This window comes from Streptomyces sp. ME19-01-6 (assembly GCF_033793745.1).
In the GTDB taxonomy this organism is placed as follows: domain Bacteria; phylum Actinomycetota; class Actinomycetes; order Streptomycetales; family Streptomycetaceae; genus Streptomyces.
On the sequence record NZ_JARAXF010000013.1, the window covers coordinates 212,711 to 230,219 of the forward strand.

At 72.8% G+C, this 17,509-nt stretch carries 14 protein-coding genes and 2 pseudogenes; 7 read left to right on the top strand and 9 right to left on the bottom strand.

Annotated elements, in window-relative coordinates:
- The first annotated feature begins 110 nt into the window (after window positions 1-110).
- From gndA to PV419_RS27465, 3 genes are all read left to right on the top strand, one after another.
- Window positions 111-1,547, top strand: coding sequence for an NADP-dependent phosphogluconate dehydrogenase (gene gndA, locus PV419_RS27455; RefSeq protein ID WP_319693565.1), 1,437 nt, complete (start codon window positions 111-113; stop codon window positions 1,545-1,547).
- A gap of 121 nt (window positions 1,548-1,668) precedes the next feature.
- A complete protein-coding gene (locus PV419_RS27460) occupies window positions 1,669-3,090 on the top strand; it encodes an MFS transporter (protein ID WP_319693490.1) in 1,422 nt (473 codons plus the stop codon).
- Complete coding sequence (locus PV419_RS27465; RefSeq protein WP_319693492.1) at window positions 3,081-4,274, top strand: anhydro-N-acetylmuramic acid kinase; 1,194 nt, start codon at window positions 3,081-3,083, stop codon at window positions 4,272-4,274. The genes PV419_RS27460 and PV419_RS27465 overlap by 10 nt, the downstream gene beginning before the upstream one ends.
- Window positions 4,275-4,367: 93 nt before the next feature.
- Here the strand turns inward: PV419_RS27465 and PV419_RS27470 are convergent, their stop codons facing one another.
- Window positions 4,368-4,802 carry a cytidine deaminase gene (locus PV419_RS27470; RefSeq protein WP_319693493.1) on the bottom strand — a complete coding sequence of 145 codons (435 nt, stop codon included), beginning with the start codon at window positions 4,800-4,802 and terminating at the stop codon, window positions 4,368-4,370.
- 52 nt (window positions 4,803-4,854) lie between these two features.
- Here PV419_RS27470 and PV419_RS27475 point away from each other — a divergent pair, with 52 nt between their 5' ends.
- Together PV419_RS27475 and PV419_RS27480 are read left to right on the top strand one after the other, a co-directional pair.
- Entirely contained in the window at window positions 4,855-5,334 is a 480-nt protein-coding gene (locus tag PV419_RS27475; RefSeq protein WP_319693495.1) for a macro domain-containing protein, read from the top strand.
- Between the two features lie 150 nt (window positions 5,335-5,484).
- Entirely contained in the window at window positions 5,485-6,039 is a 555-nt protein-coding gene (locus PV419_RS27480) for a DoxX family protein (protein ID WP_319693496.1), read from the top strand.
- 88 nt (window positions 6,040-6,127) lie between these two features.
- Here the strand turns inward: PV419_RS27480 and PV419_RS27485 are convergent, their stop codons facing one another.
- Both PV419_RS27485 and PV419_RS27490 read right to left on the bottom strand, forming a co-directional pair.
- The gene (locus PV419_RS27485) at window positions 6,128-6,982 is read right to left on the bottom strand and encodes a hypothetical protein (RefSeq protein WP_319693497.1); all 855 of its coding nucleotides are present in this window, start codon (window positions 6,980-6,982) and stop codon (window positions 6,128-6,130) included.
- Window positions 6,982-8,253, bottom strand: a complete 1,272-nt coding sequence (locus PV419_RS27490) for a VWA domain-containing protein (RefSeq protein ID WP_319693498.1) — start codon at window positions 8,251-8,253, stop codon at window positions 6,982-6,984. The genes PV419_RS27485 and PV419_RS27490 overlap by 1 nt, the downstream gene beginning before the upstream one ends.
- 206 nt (window positions 8,254-8,459) lie before the next feature.
- On the opposite strand from PV419_RS27490, the gene PV419_RS27495 reads away from it, so the two are divergent.
- Complete coding sequence (locus PV419_RS27495; RefSeq protein ID WP_319693500.1) at window positions 8,460-9,650, top strand: CdaR family transcriptional regulator; 1,191 nt, start codon at window positions 8,460-8,462, stop codon at window positions 9,648-9,650.
- Here PV419_RS27495 and PV419_RS27500 read toward each other — a convergent pair.
- The 6 genes and pseudogenes from PV419_RS27500 to PV419_RS53400 form a co-directional block, all read right to left on the bottom strand.
- On the bottom strand, window positions 9,641-10,414 hold the full coding sequence (locus PV419_RS27500) for a YoaK family protein (protein ID WP_319693501.1): 774 nt from the start codon (window positions 10,412-10,414) through the stop codon (window positions 9,641-9,643). The genes PV419_RS27495 and PV419_RS27500 overlap by 10 nt on opposite strands.
- A complete protein-coding gene (gene dnaK, locus PV419_RS27505) occupies window positions 10,411-12,306 on the bottom strand; it encodes a molecular chaperone DnaK (protein ID WP_319693503.1) in 1,896 nt (631 codons plus the stop codon). The genes PV419_RS27500 and dnaK overlap by 4 nt, the downstream gene beginning before the upstream one ends.
- Before the next feature lie 62 nt (window positions 12,307-12,368).
- On the bottom strand, window positions 12,369-14,363 hold the full coding sequence (locus PV419_RS27510; RefSeq protein WP_319693504.1) for a SpoIIE family protein phosphatase: 1,995 nt from the start codon (window positions 14,361-14,363) through the stop codon (window positions 12,369-12,371).
- A gap of 70 nt (window positions 14,364-14,433) precedes the next feature.
- Window positions 14,434-15,114, bottom strand: coding sequence for a class I SAM-dependent DNA methyltransferase (locus PV419_RS27515; protein WP_319693506.1), 681 nt, complete (start codon window positions 15,112-15,114; stop codon window positions 14,434-14,436).
- A 95-nt stretch (window positions 15,115-15,209) separates the two neighbouring features.
- On the bottom strand, window positions 15,210-15,830 hold the full coding sequence (locus tag PV419_RS27520) for an extensin (RefSeq protein ID WP_319693508.1): 621 nt from the start codon (window positions 15,828-15,830) through the stop codon (window positions 15,210-15,212).
- A 126-nt stretch (window positions 15,831-15,956) separates the two neighbouring features.
- Window positions 15,957-16,329, bottom strand: a pseudogene (locus PV419_RS53400) (FadR/GntR family transcriptional regulator).
- A gap of 35 nt (window positions 16,330-16,364) precedes the next feature.
- Here PV419_RS53400 and PV419_RS27530 point away from each other — a divergent pair.
- A pseudogene (locus tag PV419_RS27530) lies at window positions 16,365-17,278 on the top strand (aminotransferase class V-fold PLP-dependent enzyme); the annotation flags it as partial.
- Window positions 17,279-17,509 lie beyond the last annotated feature (231 nt).

Genomic DNA, 17,509 nt, shown 5'->3' on the forward strand with positions numbered 1-17,509 from the left:
CTCACCGTGCGCCCGATGTGAGTGTCGCACTGCGCGCATCCGGCGGCCCGGCTACCGTCGATGTCGCTCGGCCCCCCGCCAGGAATCGAGGAACAGCAATGGCACCCTCTGTGTCAGCCTCTGCCTCCATCGGAGTCACAGGGCTCGCCGTCATGGGCAGCAACCTCGCCCGCAACTTCGCCCGGCACGGCTACACGGTCGCCGTGCACAACCGGACGCCCACCCGCACCCGCGCCCTGATCGAGGAGCACGGAGGGGAGGGCTCGTTCGTGCCGGCCGAGAAGCCCGCGGACTTCGTGGCCGCGCTGGAGCGGCCCCGGCGGCTGGTGGTGATGGTGAAGGCGGGCGAGCCGACCGACGCGGTGATCGACGAGTTCGTGCCGCTGCTGGACCCCGGGGACATCGTCATCGACGGCGGCAACGCCCACTTCGAGGACACCCGCCGCCGCGAGGCCGCGCTGCGCGAGCGAGGCATCCACTTCGTCGGGACGGGCATCTCCGGCGGCGAGGAGGGCGCGCTGCACGGGCCCTCCATCATGCCCGGCGGGTCGGCGGAGGCCTACGCCGAGGTCGGGCCGATGCTGGAGACGATCAGCGCGCATGTCGACGGCGAGCCGTGCTGCACCCACATCGGCGCGGACGGCGCCGGACACTTCGTCAAGATGGTGCACAACGGCATCGAGTACGCCGACATGCAGCTGATCGCCGAGGCGTACGACCTGCTGCGGCGTGCGGCGGGACACACCCCCGCGCAGATCGCGGAGATCTTCCGCCGCTGGAACACCGGCATGCTGAACTCCTACCTCATCGAGATCACCGCCGAGGTCCTCGCCCACGCCGACCGGGAGACCGACACGCCGTTCGTCGACATCGTCGCCGACGCCGCCGAGCAGAAGGGCACCGGCCGCTGGACCGTACAGATCGCGCTCGACGTGGGCGCGCCGGTCCCCGGCATCGCCGAGGCCGTCTTCGCACGCTCACTGTCCGGCCACACCGATCTGCGCACGGCCGCACGGCAGCTGTCGGGACCGCAGGGGCCCGCCCTGGCCGGGCAGGACGCCGACCGCCTGGTCGACCGGGTCGAGCAGGCCCTGTACGCCTCGAAGATCGTCTCGTACGCGCAGGGCTGGAACATGATCCAGGCCGCGGCCGACCAGTTCGGCTGGGACATCGACCTGGGCGCGGTGGCCAAGATCTGGCGCGGCGGCTGCATCATCCGGGCCGGGTTCCTGGACGAGATCCGTAGCGCGTACGCGGCCGAACCCACGCTGCCCTCGCTGCTCGCCGACGAGCGGTTCGCCCGTCAGCTCGGCGAGGCGCAGGACGCGTGGCGGGCCGTGGTGACCACCGCCGTCCAGCAGGGGATCCCCACGCCCGGGTTCTCCTCCGCGCTCGCCTACTACGACGCGCTGCGCGCCGACCGCCTGCCCGCCGCCCTCATCCAGGGGCTGCGGGACTTCTTCGGCGCCCACACCTACCGGCGCGTCGACCGCGAGGGCGTCTTCCACACCGAGTGGTCCGGCGACCGGAGCGAGACCCGAAGGTGAGGCCGCATCGGGGCGCGATGTGATCGGCGGCGTCCCGGTGGAGAACCGGGAAACGGGGGAATCAGGAAACGGAAACCGGCTTCTGACCGCGCGAGGACCGCGACGGCTGAAGGGAACACAGGTGACCGTATCCATACCGGATCCGCCCCGGACCCCCGGGGAGGCCGTCCGCCCGACGCGCCGCGCCCTGGTGGCGGGGTCGGTGGGCAACTTCATCGAGTGGTACGAGTTCGGCGTCTACGGCTACTTCGCGACGGTCATCGCCGCGAACTTCTTCACCCCCGAGGGAGGAAACGACCTCGAGGGCCTGGTCAAGACCTATGCGTCCTTCGCTCTGGCCTTCTTCTTCCGGCCGATCGGCGCCGCCGTCTTCGGCCGCCTCGGCGACCGGATCGGCCGCCGCCCCACCCTGATCCTCGTGGTGCTGCTGATGACCGCGGCCACCACGCTGATCGGGCTGCTTCCCACCTACGACACGGTGGGTGCGGCCGCGCCGTGGCTGCTCACCTTCCTGAGGGTGGTGCAGGGTCTGTCCGCGGGCGGCGAGTTCGGCGGCGCGGTCTCGATCATGACGGAGTTCGCCCCTGACGGGCGGCGCGGGCTGTACGGGGCATGGCAGTCCTTCACCGTGGCGCTCGGCCTGCTGGGCGGGGCCGGCGTGGCCGCGCTGCTGGCCACGGTGTTGAGCGAGCAGGCGCTGAACGACTGGGGCTGGCGACTGCCGTTCGTGCTGACGCTGCCGATGGGCCTCGGCGCCCTGTGGCTGCGGCTGCGGCTCGAGGAGACCCCCGCCTTCCGGGGCGCCGGAGGCGCCAGGGGCACCGAGAGGCAGTCCGGTGGCGCGGCCGATCCCGCGCCGACTCCGCCCGCAAAAGAGGTGGCGTGGGCCATCGTCCTGGGCGCCGGGCGCATCATGGGCTGGGCCGCGGCCGGTTACACCTTCCTCGTCGTCCTGCCGTCGTATCTGCAGAGCACCTTGGGCGCCAGCTTCCGGCAGGCGCTGATCGCGACCGTGGTGGCCAATCTGGGCTTCGCCGCCTCCATCATCCCGGCCGGGTGGCTCAGCGACCGGATCGGCAGACGGCCGGTGATGCTGTCCGGGGCGGCACTGGTGACCGTCTCCGCGATCCCCCTGCTGAACCTCCTGCAGGACGCGGACCGTTCCAACCTCGTCAAGGGGCTGGCGGTGTTCGCCGCCGGGGCCGCGGTCGGGCTGATGGCCGGCCCGGGCCCGGCCATGCTGGCGGAGATGTTCCCGACCCGGGTCCGCTACACCGGGCTCGGCCTGGCGTACGCGCTGTCGAACGCCGTCTTCTCCGGCTGCGCCGGGCTCATCATCACCAAGACCATCGAGCGGACCGGCGAGGTGGACATCCCCGCGTACTACACGACGGTGACCTGTGCCATCAGCCTCCTGGCTCTCCTCACCCTGCGCGGGGACGACCACCGCGGGCCGCTGCGCGAAGGCCACCGGGCGCGGCAGGGCGAGACACCGCGGCCTGGCGGGGCAGGGGACGGGCAGGGGGTCGGCCGATGCGGGTGATCGGGCTGATGTCGGGCACCTCGTACGACGCCATCGACGCCGCGGCCGCCGATCTGGCCCTCGACGGGGACCGGCTCGTACTGACCCCTCTGGGCCTGGTCAGCGCCCCGTACGAGGAGGAGCTGCGCGAGGCGCTGAGCGCCGCGCTGCCACCCGCGCCGACGACCCTGCGGGCCGTGTGCGAGCTCGACACGCGCATCGGCCAGGCGTTCGCCTCCCTCGCCGTCCGTGCCGACCGGGAGCTGTGCGACGGGCGCGCCGAGCTCATCAGCTCGCACGGGCAGACCGTCTACCACTGGGTGGCGGACGGCCGGGCGTACGGCACCCTGCAGCTGGGGCGGCCCGCCTGGATCGCCGAGGCCACCGGCCACCCCGTCGTCTCCGATCTGCGCAGCCGCGATATCGCGGCGGGCGGGCAGGGGGCGCCCCTGGTGAGCCTCGTCGACACGCTGTGGCTGCGCGGACGACCCGGCGTGTGCGTGGCGCTGAACCTCGGCGGCATCGCCAATGTCACCGTGGTGCCGGACAACGACGGCAGCGGCGCCCCCCTCGCGTACGACACCGGGCCGGGCAACGCGCTCATCGACGCGGCGGTGCGCCATCTGACGGGTGGCCGGCTCGACCACGACGAGGACGGCGCGATGGCCGCGCGCGGCACCGTGCACGGCCCGCTGCTGGGCCGGCTGCTGGCCGAGCCGTACTACGCCCGGCCGGCCCCCAAGACGACCGGCAAGGAACTCTTCCACCTGCCCTATCTCCAGGCCGCGCTCGCGGGCCTTGGCCCGCTGCCCGCCGACGACGTGGTCGCCACGGTCACCGAGCTCACCGCCGCCACCGTGACCCGTGCGGTGCGCTCCGCCGGGGCGGACGAGGTGATCGCCTCGGGTGGCGGCACCCGCAACCCCACACTGCTGGCCGCCCTGCGCCGGGCGCTGGGTGCCGTGCCGCTGCGCACCTCCGACGAGCTGGGTCTCCCCTCGGCCGCCAAGGAGGCGTACGCCTTCGCCGTCCTCGGCTTCCTGACCGCCCACGGGCTGGCCGGCACGGTGCCGGCCTGCACCGGCGCCCGCCACCCCAGCGTGCTCGGGTCGATCACCCCGGGCCGCCACGGCCTGCGCCTGCCGCCAGATGCTGCCGCCGCAAGCCGAGCCGCGCCCGCCCGGCTGGAGATCTCGTCGCCGTGAGTTCCGCCGCGCCGGGACTGTTCCGTGCGGTGGCCCGCTTCATCGGGCTACGTGTTCTTCCGGCACCACGGCTGACCCTTCGCACGCCGCGGCTCATCCCTGGCCGCCGGCGCCGGCCTCTTCGTCGTCACGGTGGTCCGCCCAGATGTAGGCGTCGGGGAGCAGCTCGGCGACGGGGACGGTGCGCGGGCGGTCCATCGTCCCGACGATGACTTCGAGCGTGGGGAAGTAGTCGAACAGGAACTGGCGGCAGCGGCCGCACGGCGGTACCACTCCGCGCTCGCGGTCGCCCACCGCGACCATCGTGACCAGCTCGTACGCGCCCTGGGCCGCCGCGACGCCGACGGCCACCATCTCCGCGCACGGGCCTCCGGTGAAGTGGTAGGCGTTCACCGCCGTGATGACGCGGCCGTCGGCGGCGCGCGCGGCGGCGGCCATGGTGTGGTCGTCGCCCCGGCAGTAGGTCCGCGCGACATGGGCCGCGGCCTGGATGAGCTCCTCGTCGGCGGTGGGGGGCTGCGTGGTCATGTTCTCCGCTCTCGCCGGGGGATTGTCGGTGCCGGACCGTAGGCTGCGGATTATGGCAGCGATCGAGTATGTGCGCGGGGACGCCACCGCGCCGCGGGGGAAAGGGAAGAAGATCATCGCCCATGTCTGCAATGACCTGGGCGGCTGGGGAAAGGGTTTTGTGCTGGCCGTCTCCCGGCGCTGGCCGGAGCCGGAGGCGGCGTACCGCCGCTGGCACCGCGAGCGGGCGCGCAATGACTTCGGGCTGGGCGCGGTGCAGTTCGTGCAGGTGAGCCGGTATGTGTGGGTGGCCAATATGGTCGGCCAGCGCGGGATGCGCTCGGGCAGCAAAGGGGTGCCGGTGCGGTACGAGGCGATCGGCGCGGCGCTGGGCCCGGTCGCGGCGAAGGCCGCCGAGCTGGGGGCCTCGGTCCATATGCCGCGCATCGGCTGTGGGCTGGCCGGCGGGCGCTGGGAGCGGGTCGCGCCGCTGATAGCCGAGCGGTTGGTGGCGCGGGGGATCCCGGTCACCGTCTATGACCACGGCGACTGACGTCCGAGTTGAGCACGCACCCCATCGGGGGCATATTTGAGACAAGGCGCGTGACCGGATCCGGTCCGCCTGTCTGATGGGTCTGAGTGGTCTGAGTGGTTTAAGTGGCCTCAGCGGCCTGAGTTACACATCCGACCAGACGAGGGCGCCATGTCTGCCTACCATCGCACCCCTCCCCCGAACGACACATCCGCACCGCCCTCGCCACGCTCCTCACCCCATGTGCTGGTCGCACACGACGTGGGGCTGCTGGTGATACGTCTGGGCGTCGGGCTGATCGTCGCCGCGCGGGGTGCACAGCATCTGTTCGGCTGGTGGGACGGCCTGGGGATCGACAACACCAGCCGGGCCTTTGAGAAGTTCGGCTATCCGGCACCCAAGTTCATGGCGGTGGTGGCCGGTATCTTGGAGACGTTCGGCGGCCTGGGGCTGGCCGTGGGCCTGCTCACACCGCTCGCGGGCGCCGCCGTGGCGGGCACGATGGCCAACGCGGTCGATGTCGTCTGGCCGTTGGGGTTCTTCGGGGGCTTTGAGTTCCCCCTGCTCATCGGCGTGGGGGCGGCAGGGCTCGCGTTGAGCGGGCCGGGCCGGATCGCCGTGGACGCCCTGATCCCCGGGTTGCGGTCCCATCGCGTGATCTACGGGGTGGCGATGCTCTTGATCGCGGCCGTCCTGGCGGCGATCACGATCGCGATCCGCGACTGACGCTCCGTGTGCCCACGGGGACGTGGGCACACGGAAACGCCCGTGCGGCCGGTGAGGGTTCAGCCGGTGGCCGGCGAGTCGGCGCCGTTCACTCGGCGGCCGGTGGGCGGCGGGAGGAGCCGCGGCCCCGGGTGAGCGCGTAGCCGCCCACTCCCGCGAGCGCCCCCAGGGCGCCGCCGACCACGGTCCACACCCAGCGGTCCGACCACCAACCCGAACCCCAGCCGCCGTTCGGCTCGGCCGCGGTGTGGGACGAGGTGTCCTCCCCGGCCGACGACTCGGACGCGTCCGGGCTCGGCTCGGCATCCGGCGCCTGGGTCGCCCCGGCCCGCACGGCCGGGGTCAGCGGGGAGAGTTCGCCGCCCTCCGCGTACTTGCCGCCGGCGTCCCGGGTGGAGGCGGTGATCTCGGTGGTGAAGGGCAGTCCGAGGTCCTGTTCCGGCAGCTTCACCACCGTCAGACGGACGTAGTACGACCCCGGCAGCGGATCGTTGGCCCAGGCCTCGGACCAGGAGCGCACCCGGCGCAGCCGGCAACTGAGGTCGACGGAGGCGTCCTGCTCGGTCGCGGTGGCGGTCTGGCTGCCCGAGGTGCAGGCCTGGCGGCGGCGCAGCCCGTCGTAGACGTCGAGTTGCCAGGTGGTCCTGCCGTGCCGGGTCTGTGCCTCGGGGAGCTTGACGGTGGCCTCGACGGTGGGGACCTGCCCGGCCGCCGCGGGGAACACCCAGTAGAGGTAGTCGCCGGCCGACGCCGAGGCGGTGGCGGTCTGCCCCTGCTCGATCGCCGTGGCGGTCCGGAAGCCGGTGCCCGCCTCGGTGGGTTCGTCGCCCCCGTCCGTGCCCGCACTCGCGTTCGGGGACGCGTCGGCGGCCGCCACTGGGGCGGTGGCGAGCAGGGCGGCGCAGAGCGCGAACGCGGCGCCCGCGGTACGTAGGGCACGCATCAGTTGGTCCTCCAGACGGTGACGCGCCAGCGGGCCAGCCAGCCCCACAGCAGTCCCACGAGCAGCCCGGTGACGGTGAGCACAGCCAGCAGCACCCAGCCGCGGCCGAGGCCGAAGGCGGCCACGTCACCGGGCGGGTCGCCGACGTCGACCATGTTCACGGACAGCTCGACGGGGAGTCCGGGGGTGCGCTTGACGGAGGCGGGAGCGGAGAACGACTGGCTGACCTCGAGGCAGATCGCGCGCCGCGTGTCGTCCTCCACGTCGCGGCCCTCGGCCACCGGGTAGCGCAGCCCGGTCGAGATGACGTCGGTGCGGCCGCTGCCCGCCTCGCTGCCGCGCACCAGCTCGCGGCCGCGCTCGGTCACCGCCCGCACCAGCACGCCGTAGTCCGGGGCGACGGCGCGGTCGGCGCCCACGGTCGCCGAGACCCGCAGCTCCTGGCCGGGGGCGACTTTCACCCGGTACCAGCGGTGCTCGCCGAAGCCCTCCCGGTCGTTGTAGAGGCCCGCGCCGAGAACGGGGGCCTGGGCACACGCCTCGGCGCCCTGCACCGCGGTCGGGGTCTGGACCGGGGTGTCCGCGGAGCGCCGTACCAGCTGCTTGATGCGGGTGGAGAGCTGGTCGGTGTGCTGGACCGCGGTGTAGGTGCCACCGGTGGCCTCGGCGATGCAGCTGAGCTGGTCCCGGACCTTGCTGTCCAGGGTCAGCCCGAGCGTGTCGACGACCAGATGGGTGCCCTCGGCGGCCAGTTCCCGGGCCACGTCGCACGGGTCGGGCTGTCCGCAGGAGTCCTCGCCGTCGGTGATGAGCACGATCCGGCGGGTCGCGTCGCCACCCGCGAGGTCCTTCGACGCGCCGCGCAGGGCGAGGCCGATGGGTGTCCAGCCGGTGGGGCGCAGCGTGGCGACGGCGGCCTTGGCCTCGGTGCGGTCCACCCGGCCGACGGGGTAGAGCTGCTTGCTGTCCAGGCAGCCGGTCTTGCGGTCCTTGCCGGGGTAGGTGGCGCCGAGCGTGCGTATGCCGAGCCGCACCTCGTCGGGTACGGCGTCCAGAACCTCGTTGAACGCCTGTTTGGCCGCGGCCATGCGGGACATGCCGTCGACGTCGCGGGCGCGCATCGAGCCGCTGACGTCCAGGACCAGTTCGACTTTGGGGGACTCACGGGCCGGTTCGTCGTCGGCGAAGGCCGCGGCGGGGGACAACAGGCCGCAGGCCAAGGCCGCGAGCAGCCCGAAGGCGCCTGTCGCCAGGCGTTTCTTTATGATCACCGCGGCATCTTATGGAGCATCATATGACCGCTCCAAAGCGGGTGGTCAGCGGCGGCCGGCTGTTCGACGTGCGGCTCGGGGGCGGTCACGGTGGCGGTGGCCGTGGCGGGGCCGCAAGGTCATTGGTCACTCCGTATGAATGTGTGGCGGGCCGGGGCCGTGGCGCTGTACGGTGCGTCCAGCCCACCGGCCGGAGGATCCAGTTCGTGCTCAGCCCCTCACTCGCCCAGGAGATCGCCGGGGACACCTCCGCGGTCATCGGTTTGAACGTCCTCATCACCGACAGCGAGGGCATCGTCATCGGCAGCGGTGACAGCAGCCGCGTCGGCACCTTCCACGAGGCGTCCGTGGAGGTGATACGCACCCAGGAGGCCGCCACGCACACCGCCACGCAGGCGCAGCAGCTCAAGGGGGTGCGCGCCGGGGTGACACTGCCGCTGGTCATGGACGGACACGCGGTGGGCACGGTCGGCATCACGGGTACGCCCGCCCAGGTCCGGCGCTTCGGTCTTGTGGTCAAGCGGCAGACGGAGATCCTGCTGCGCGAGTCGGCCGTACTGCGCTCACGGGTGGTCAGGGAGCGGGTGCTGGAGGATCTGCTCGCGGATGTCGCCACGTACGACGCCGAGGTCGTCGAGCCGGACTTCATCGTCTTCCGCGCCGCCGAGGTGGGCTTCGATCTGCGTCTGCGCCGGATCGCGGTGGCCGTCGAGGTGTCCGCCTCCGGCGGGACGGGCGGCGCCCGCCACCGCGCCGGGCCGCCGGTGCCGGACACCTCGCTGGTCCGCTCGGAGCTGCTGCGCACCGTGCGGGAGGTGTTCGCCGATCCGCAGGACGTCGTCGCGGGGGCGGCACCGGGGTGGATCGGGGTGCTGCACCGGCTGCCCGAACAGGGCTCGACAAGCCGGGCGATGACGGCCTGTCAGCGACTGGCGGATCTCGTGGGGGTCCAGCACGGCCTGGCGGCCCGGGTCGGCATCGGGGAGCCCGCCACCTCGGTCGGCGGTCTGCACGACTCGTACCAGGACGCGTGCGACGCGCTGCGCCTGGGGGCCCGTGTCGCGCCGGAGCTGCCGGTACACCTCGTCTCCGATCTCCGCGCCCACCAGCTGCTCGCGGCCACCGGCCAGCACACCCGCACCCGGCTGCTGGCACTGACCGCCGCGGACCTGCGTGAGCAGCCGGACTGGCCGGTGCTCCGGGACACCGTGGTGGCCTGGTGCGAGAACGGCTTCAACTTAGTGCGCGCCTCCTCGGCGCTGCACATCCACCGCAACACCCTCGTCTACCGGATGAACAAGATCGAGCAGATCAGCGGCCGCCCGCTGCGCGACCACCGCACCACGCTCGCCCTGTACCTGGCCTGTCTGGCCGACCAGCTCGACACTCAGCCCTGACTCCCGTCTCCCCTTCCTCTCCGTTCTTCCCGGGCTCCCCGGGCTCCCCGGGCTCCCCGGGCTCGGCCCACGAGGGAACCCAGCCAGACGGCGGCGACCAGCCCGGTCGGCAGCGCGGGAGCGGCCCACGGCACCAGGGTGAGCAGGAGCCCGCCCCCGACCGCCCCGGCCACCAGGGCGGCCAGCAGCGCCGAGCTGGACCTGCGCACCCGGCCGGTGGCGGCGAGGTCGGCAAGCAGCCCGGTCAGCATGCCGGTGAAGTACGTGGTGGAGACCCCGGACGGCGCGACGGCGCGCACCAATGCGCTCTGCCCTCCCATGGCCACGGCGGCCAGGGCCAGCAGCCCCTGCCGCCACCCTCCGCCGGGGTGGCCGCCGGCCGCCACCCACAGCGCCCACAGGACGCCGAGCGCGAGCACTTCCACACCGAGCGCGTGGCGGGCCAGCCGCCTCTTGCCGGGTCCGCTGACGATCCGGCCGCTCACCAGCGAACCCAGGACATAGCCTCCGACCGCGACGGCGGCGTGACCGGCGAGCGCGGGGTCGCGGGTCGCCGCCGACATGCCGAGCAGCGAGAGGTTCGCGGTCATCACGCTGGTGAAGACACCGCCGAGCGCGAGAAAGCTGACCGCGTCCATCGAGCCGGTGGCCACGGTCAGCGCCACGGCGGCCGTCAGGGCGCCACCGCCCGGCTCGGCCCGGCCACGCCCGCCCGTTAAGCCGCTCGCCGGATCGCCGTCCCGGGGTGGCAGGGGGTCGGTCATCCGGTGTTCCCCTTGGACCCGTCCCCCCTTGACCCGTCCTCCTTGGGCCGGTCCTCGTCGACGATCTCCGCCTCGACGACGTCATCGTCGGCGCCGTGCTCCGGGCCCGCGCCCCCGGCCGGCCCGGCGGTGTCGCCCTGGGCCCCGGCCCGGGCGTACATGGCCGTGCCGATCTTCTGCGCGGCCGCGGCGGCCTTGTCGGTGGCCGCGCGGATCCGGCCGGAGTCCTCGCCCTTCAGCGCCTCCTTCAGCTCGGCGATCGCCGCCTCGGTCTCCTGCCGCACATCCTGCGGCACCTTGTCCGCCTGGTCGCGCAGCAGCTTCTCGGTGTTGTACACGAGGGACTCGGCGGAGTTGCGGGTCTCGGCCGCCTCGCGCTTGCGGCGGTCCTCGTCCGCGTACCGCTCGGCCTCGCGCATCATCCGGTCGATGTCGTCCTTCGGCAGCGCGGAGCCGCCGGTGACGGTCATCCGCTGTTCCCTGCCGGTGCCGAGGTCCTTCGCCGACACATGCATGATCCCGTTGGCGTCGATGTCGAAGGTGACCTCGATCTGCGGCACGCCGCGCGGCGCCGGAGGCAGGCCGGTCAGCTCGAACATGCCGAGCTTCTTGTTGTACGCCGCGATCTCGCGCTCGCCCTGGTAGACCTGGATCTGCACGGAGGGCTGGTTGTCCTCGGCCGTGGTGAAGATCTCCGAGCGCTTGGTCGGAATGGTCGTGTTGCGCTCGATCAGCTTGGTCATGATGCCGCCCTTGGTCTCGATGCCCAGGGACAGCGGGGTGACGTCCAGCAGCAGGACGTCCTTGACCTCACCCCTGAGGACACCGGCCTGGAGCGAGGCGCCGACCGCGACCACCTCGTCCGGGTTGACCCCCCGGTGCGGGTCCTTGCCGGTCAGCTCTCTGACCAGCCCGGTCACCGCGGGCATCCGGGTCGAGCCGCCGACCATGATCACATGGTCGATGTCGGACACCTTGATCCCGGCGTCCTTGATCGCCTGGTGGAACGGCCCCTTGCAGCGGCCCAGCAGGTCCTCGGTCAGCTGCTCGAACTGGGCACGGGTGAGCTTCTCGTCCAGGTGCAGCGGGCCCTCGTCGGACGCCGTGATGTAGGGCAGGTTGATGGTGGTCTCGGACGCCGCGGACAGCTCGATCTTCGCCTTCTCCGCGGTCTCGCGCAGCCGCTGGAGCGCCATCTTGTCCTTGGACAGGTCGACCCCGTAGCCGTTTTTGAAACGGGTGACGAGGTGGTCGACGATCCGCTGGTCCCAGTCGTCGCCGCCGAGGTGGGTGTCGCCGTTGGTGGCCTTGACCTCGACCACCCCCTCGCCGATCTCCAGCAGCGAGACGTCGAAGGTGCCGCCGCCGAGGTCGAAGACCAGGATGGTCTGGTCGTTCTCCTTGTCCAGGCCATAGGCCAGGGCGGCCGCGGTCGGCTCGTTGATGATCCGCAGCACCTTCAGGCCCGCGATCTCGCCCGCCTCCTTGGTGGCGGTGCGCTGGGTGTCGTTGAAGTACGCCGGGACGGTGACCACCGCCTCCGTCACATCCTCGCCGAGGTAGCCCTCCGCGTCGCGCTTGAGCTTCTGCAGCACACGCGCGGAGATCTCCTGCGCGGTGTAGCGCCTGCCGTCCACCTCGCCGGTGGCCGGGAAGCGCCACTGCGCCTCCCCCATGTGGCGCTTGACCGACCGCGCGGTGCGCTCCACGTTGGTCACCGCCTGACGCTTGGCCACCTCGCCCACCAGCACCTCGCCGTTCTTGGCGAAGGCCACCACGGAAGGGGTCGTCCGGGCGCCCTCGGTGTTGGTGATGACGGCCGGCTCGCCGCCCTCCAGGACACACACCACGGAGTTCGTCGTCCCCAGGTCGATCCCGACTGCGCGGGTCATCTCAGCACTCCTCTCCTGCGAGGCGGGAGCCCTTCACAGAGTGATCCGATTTATGTTCAATGCTACAAAACAACATCTTTGTGGGGGGCTTGCGGTGCTGTCGGGGGCGCCTGGGGGATGCGCTGCTCGAACCAGACCACCTTGCCCGTGCTCAGCCTCGTCGCGCCCCAGCGCTCGGCGAACCGGCTGACCAGGAACAGGCCGCGGCCGCCCTCGTCATCGAGCCGTGCGCGGCGCATCCGGGGCAGCTGCGGCGAGTCGTCACCGACCTCGCAGCGGAGCACGTCCGTACGGAGCAGCCGCAGCGACAGCGGACGGGTGGCGTAGCGCACCGCGTTGGTCACCACCTCGCTGACCAGGAGCTCGGTGGACTCGATCAGGGGGTCGAGCTTCCAGCGGTGCAGTGTTCTGCGGGCCAGCCGACGGGCCCGGCCCGCGGTCTGCGGCTGGGGGTCCAGGAACCAATAGGCGACGTTGTGCCAGGGTATGCCGTCGAAGCGGGCGGCGAGCAGCGCCACGTCGTCGTCCTGGTTTCCCGGGTCGAGGGGGCCCAGCACCAGGTCGCACAGGTCCTCGGGCGCCATGGGGGCGGGGGTGTGGGCCGCGGCGCAGCGCAACCGGACGCACAGCGACTCCACCCCGGTCCACACATCGGTCTCGCGGGACTCGACCAGGCCGTCGGTGTACAGCAGCAGGGTCGCGCCGGCGGGGGCGTGCGTCTCGACGCACTCGAAGACCACGCCGCCGACGCCGATCGGCGCCCCCGGCGGAATCCGCAGCGCCTCCCCGCGGCCGTCCGGGTGCAGCAGCAGCGGGGGCGGGTGGCCGGCGTTGGCCAGTTGCAGCCGGTGCGCGATGGGGTCGTAGATGGCGTAGAGGCAGGTGGCGATGTGCTGGCTGCCGAGGCGCTGGGCCTGTTCGTCGAGGTGGTACAGGACCTCCTCGGGCGGCAGGTCGAGCCCGGCGAGGGTCTGCACGGTGGTGCGCAGCTGGCCCATGACCGCGGCGGAGGTCATCGAGTGGCCCATGACGTCGCCGATGACCAGCGCGACGCGGTTGCCGGGCAGCGGGATGGCGTCGTACCAGTCGCCGCCGACCCGGGCGGTCTCCGAGGCGGGCAGATAGCGGCTGGCCAGGCGGACGCCGGTGGCCTCGGGCAGCGAGGAGGGGAGCATGGCGCGCTGCAGCACGTCCGCGACCGACGCCTCGCGCCCGTAGCGCACCGCCTTGTCGATGCCCAGCGCGGTGTGCGTGGCGAGCTGGGAGGCGACCAGCAGGTCATCGGGGGTGAAGGCGGGGCGGCCCGGCTCGCGCAGCAGCGTGACGGTGCCGATGACATGGTGCCGGCCACGCAGCGGGGCGACGATCAGCCGCTGGGTCGGCGGCAGGGGCCCGTGGCCGCTCGCGGCGCCTCGTAGCAGTCGGCCCACCGCCGGCGCGACCCCCGGCGCGTCCCCGAACACCGGCCGCCCGGCCAGCAGCAGTTCGGCGAACCGGCCGGTGACGGTCACCGGCGCGGGACCGGGCCCGGGGTCGGCGTCCGGCTCGGGGGTCGGCTCGGCGCCCTGCCACGGGTCCCGAGCATCTGCCACATCCGGGGGCACGGCGGGCGCGCCCGGCTGGGCGGCGCGGGAGCCGGGCGCGGCCGGAGCCCGGAGCCTGGGGCCGGTGGTGTGCGGCCGCAGCGCCACGGGCCCCGTGGGTTTCGCGTCCCCGGTCGGCAGGGGTTCGCACAGGTGGATGAACGCCGCGTCGGCGAAGGCGGGGGTGGCGGCCCGGCACAGTTCGCACAGGGTCTCGTCCGGGTCCATGCCGCGGGCGATCCGGCGGGTCGCCTCATCCAGGTAGCGCAGCCGCTCGGTCTGCGCCCCGGCGCCGTGCGCCGCCTCGCCGCCCCGGGCATCCCGGGCGCCCGGGGCGGGTGCCGCGGGGCCGCTGACGGCCGGCCGCCCGCGGTCCGCGGGCGCGGCACGCTGCACCCGGCCGGGGGGAGCGGTCGGCCGCTCGGCCCCGGCGGCGGGCCGGTCCGGGCCTTCACAGGGGATGCGGTGAGCCATGGCGCTGTCGGTTCGGTCGGGGACAGTGGTGTGGGGTGGGGGATGGGGGCGGCCGGGTAAGGCGCCGCCCTCAGTCGGATCTCCTGCAGGTGAGGAAGATCTGCTCCTCCGGCGGCACGTCCGAGGTCGCCGGGGCGTAGGTGTACGAGGTCTCCTGGGCGATCGCGAAGCCGGCTGCCTGGACGACCGCGCGCAGGTCCTCCCGGAGATAGCCGGACACCCGGATCGTGCTGCGGAGGAACGGGATCGGGAAGTTGTCCACGTCGGCCTCCACCATCGACAGGGCGAACAGACCGCCGGGCACCAGGATGTGGCGTACGGTCCGCAGGGCGAGCGGGATCTCGGCGCGCTCCAGCATCAGCAGGGAGAAGAAGGCCGTGACCGCGTCGAAGCGGCCGAGGTCCCGGGGGCCGCCCGGCCGCAGATCGGCGATGTCCAGCCGGTGGAACGTGGCATCGGGGACGTAGCGCCGCGCGAGCTCCACCATCCCGTACGAGAGGTCGACGCCGACCACCTCGAATCCGGCGCCCGCCAGCTGACGGGCGGTCGGCAGGCCGGTGCCGCAGCCGAGGTCGAGCACCCGGGAGCCCGCCGGCAGGGCGTCGATCAGCCACTGTCCGGCGGCGAGCTGTCCCTCCTTGTGCGGGAAGGCCTCGTCGTAGCGGTCACCGATGGCATCGAACGCCTCGGCCTGACCCGTGCGGTCGAGCCGTATGTTCTCGTAACCCGTCCGGCTGATCCTGTCGTGCACGTGGACATCCCTTGCAGACCCAGTTACCCCATATTTCCACATTGGTCCGGATCTGCACCATGTCAGATGGCCTCGGGGACCGCCCCCGGGGATGCTCAGCCGAGGAGACCGCCGAGCACGCCGCCCACCGTGTCACCGACGCCGTCGATCACACCGCCCACCAGCCCGCGGTCCTTGCCCTTCCCGGTGTCGTCGTCCTGCTGACCGCCGGACTGCTGCCCGCCGGACTCGTCCCCGGGGGTGGCCGGGTCGGTGGTGGGCTCCTGACTTGGCGAGGACGGCTTCGCGGTGTCCGGCTCGGAGGCCGAGGGCGCCGTGGAACCGGGGTCGCTCGTGGGCGCGGTCGTGGGGGCGCTGCTCGCCGGGGTGTGCGACGGCTCGCGGGTCCGCGAGGTGTCGGCCCCGGCGGTGCCGCCGTCGCCGTCCCGCACGAGCTCCGGCTCGGCGGAGGCGGTGGGGACCAGCCCCCCGCCGGTGGGCCGGTCCGTATCGGTGGACCGGTCCGCGCCGCTCGGCTGGTCGGAGCCGGTGGGGTCGTCCTCGGGCGTCCCGGCCGGCTGGGAGCTGACGTCCGAGCGCGCCTGAACGGTCTTGTCGCTGCCGAGCGACGAGTGGAGAGCGAGGGCGATGGTGCCCGCCACCCCCAGCGCGGCGGCAGCCTTGATCGTGGTGGCACGTGCCTGCTGCGCAGGGGTGGGGCGGCTGTGTCGGCCCATCTCGCTCGAGTCTCCCGTATGACATGTCCTCGCTACGGCGCACCAGTAAAGCCTGATCACTCGGCCGCATGGCGTTTCCGATACGGAGTTGTTACGCGGCGGGGCGATTCGTCCCTCGATGCCTGGTCAGGGCGCGTCAGCGCCTGCCTGCTCGGGGCGCCCGGGCAGAAACGCGTGCAGCCACTTCTCGGTGTGGGCGACATGCGCCGCGGCCGCGTTCCCGGCGGCCGCCGGATCGCGCCGGGCGAGCGCGCCCGCGATCGCCCGGTGGTCCTCGTCGCTGGCGCGCTTGATGCCGGGCCCCTCGGGCAGCGTGAACACCTGGTAGGCCCGGGAGCGCGCGGAACACCCCGAGCAGCGAACCGAGCGTGGGGTTGCCGCCCACCCGGGCGATCTCGGCGTGGAAGCGGTGGTCGAGCTCGGAGACCTCGGTCGGGTCCTCCGTGGCCTCCATGGCCTCGATGTACGCAAAAAGCCCGGCCAGCGTCTCGGGCGTCATCCGCGCGGCCGCCTGCGCCGCGGCGTGGGACTCCAGTGCCGCTGCGGTCCGGCGCCGAGGTCCTGGTCACCGACCACGGGTACGGGGCGGTGACCATGGGGGCCGAGCGCCTGGCCCGACGCCGCGGCGCCACGGTCCGCACCGTACATGTACCGCTCGACGCCGATGAGGAGCAGACCTGCGCGGCCGTGATGGCCGAGCTGAGCGGGGCCACCGGGCTGATCGTGCTGGACCACATCACCTCGGCGACCGCTCGTCGGATGCCGGTGGAGCGGATCGCCACGGCGGCGAAGGAGCAGGGCATTCCGCTGCTGGTGGACGGGGCGCATGTGCCCGGCCTGCTCGCCGACCCGCTGGCGGGGCTCGACTGCGACTTCTGGATCGGCAACCTGCACAAGTTCGGCTGCGCGCCGCGCGGCACCGCGGCCCTGGTCGCCCGCGGTCCGCTGCGCGAGGAGCTCTATCCCCTGATCGACTCCTGGGGCTCCGCCGACCCCTTCCCCGACCGGTTCGACACCCAGGGGACGGTGGACGCCACCAGCTACCTGGCGGCGCCGTCCGCCGTGGACTTCATCGAGGCCACCTGGGGCTGGGAGCGCGCCCGTAGCTATATGAGCGAGCTGGCCGACTACGCGGAGCGCGTCGTCGGCGAGGCCTTCGCCGAGGTCATGGGCGAGAGCGCGGCCGTGGACGTCGGTATGCCGGTGGGCGCCATGCGCCTGGTGCGGCTTCCGGCGGGCTCGGCACCACCCGCCTCGAGGCCGACGCGCTGCGCGACCGGGTGGCGCGCGAGCTGGCTGTGGGAGCGGCCTTCACCAGCTTCGGCGGCGTCGGTTACTTCCGTCTGTCGACGCATGTGTACAACACGGCGGCCGACTTCGAGTACTTCGCCGAGCGCTGCGTCCCCCAGCTCGCCGAATGGGCCCGCACGCCGGGCGGCGCCCCGTAGACCGGGCGTCGCCGCGCAGAGCCGCGCGACACACCTTCGTGATCCGCCACGACGCCGCGGCGCACATCGACACCCACGGAACCCCATGGAATACGGAATGAGGACAGGGATGAGAAGAAGGAAGGCAGTCATCGCCCTCGGCCTGGCCGCCACCACGGTCATGACGGCCATGACGGGCTGTACCGCCGGAGTGAGCGACGGCTCCGTCCACCTCAAGATGGTGGAGAGCCT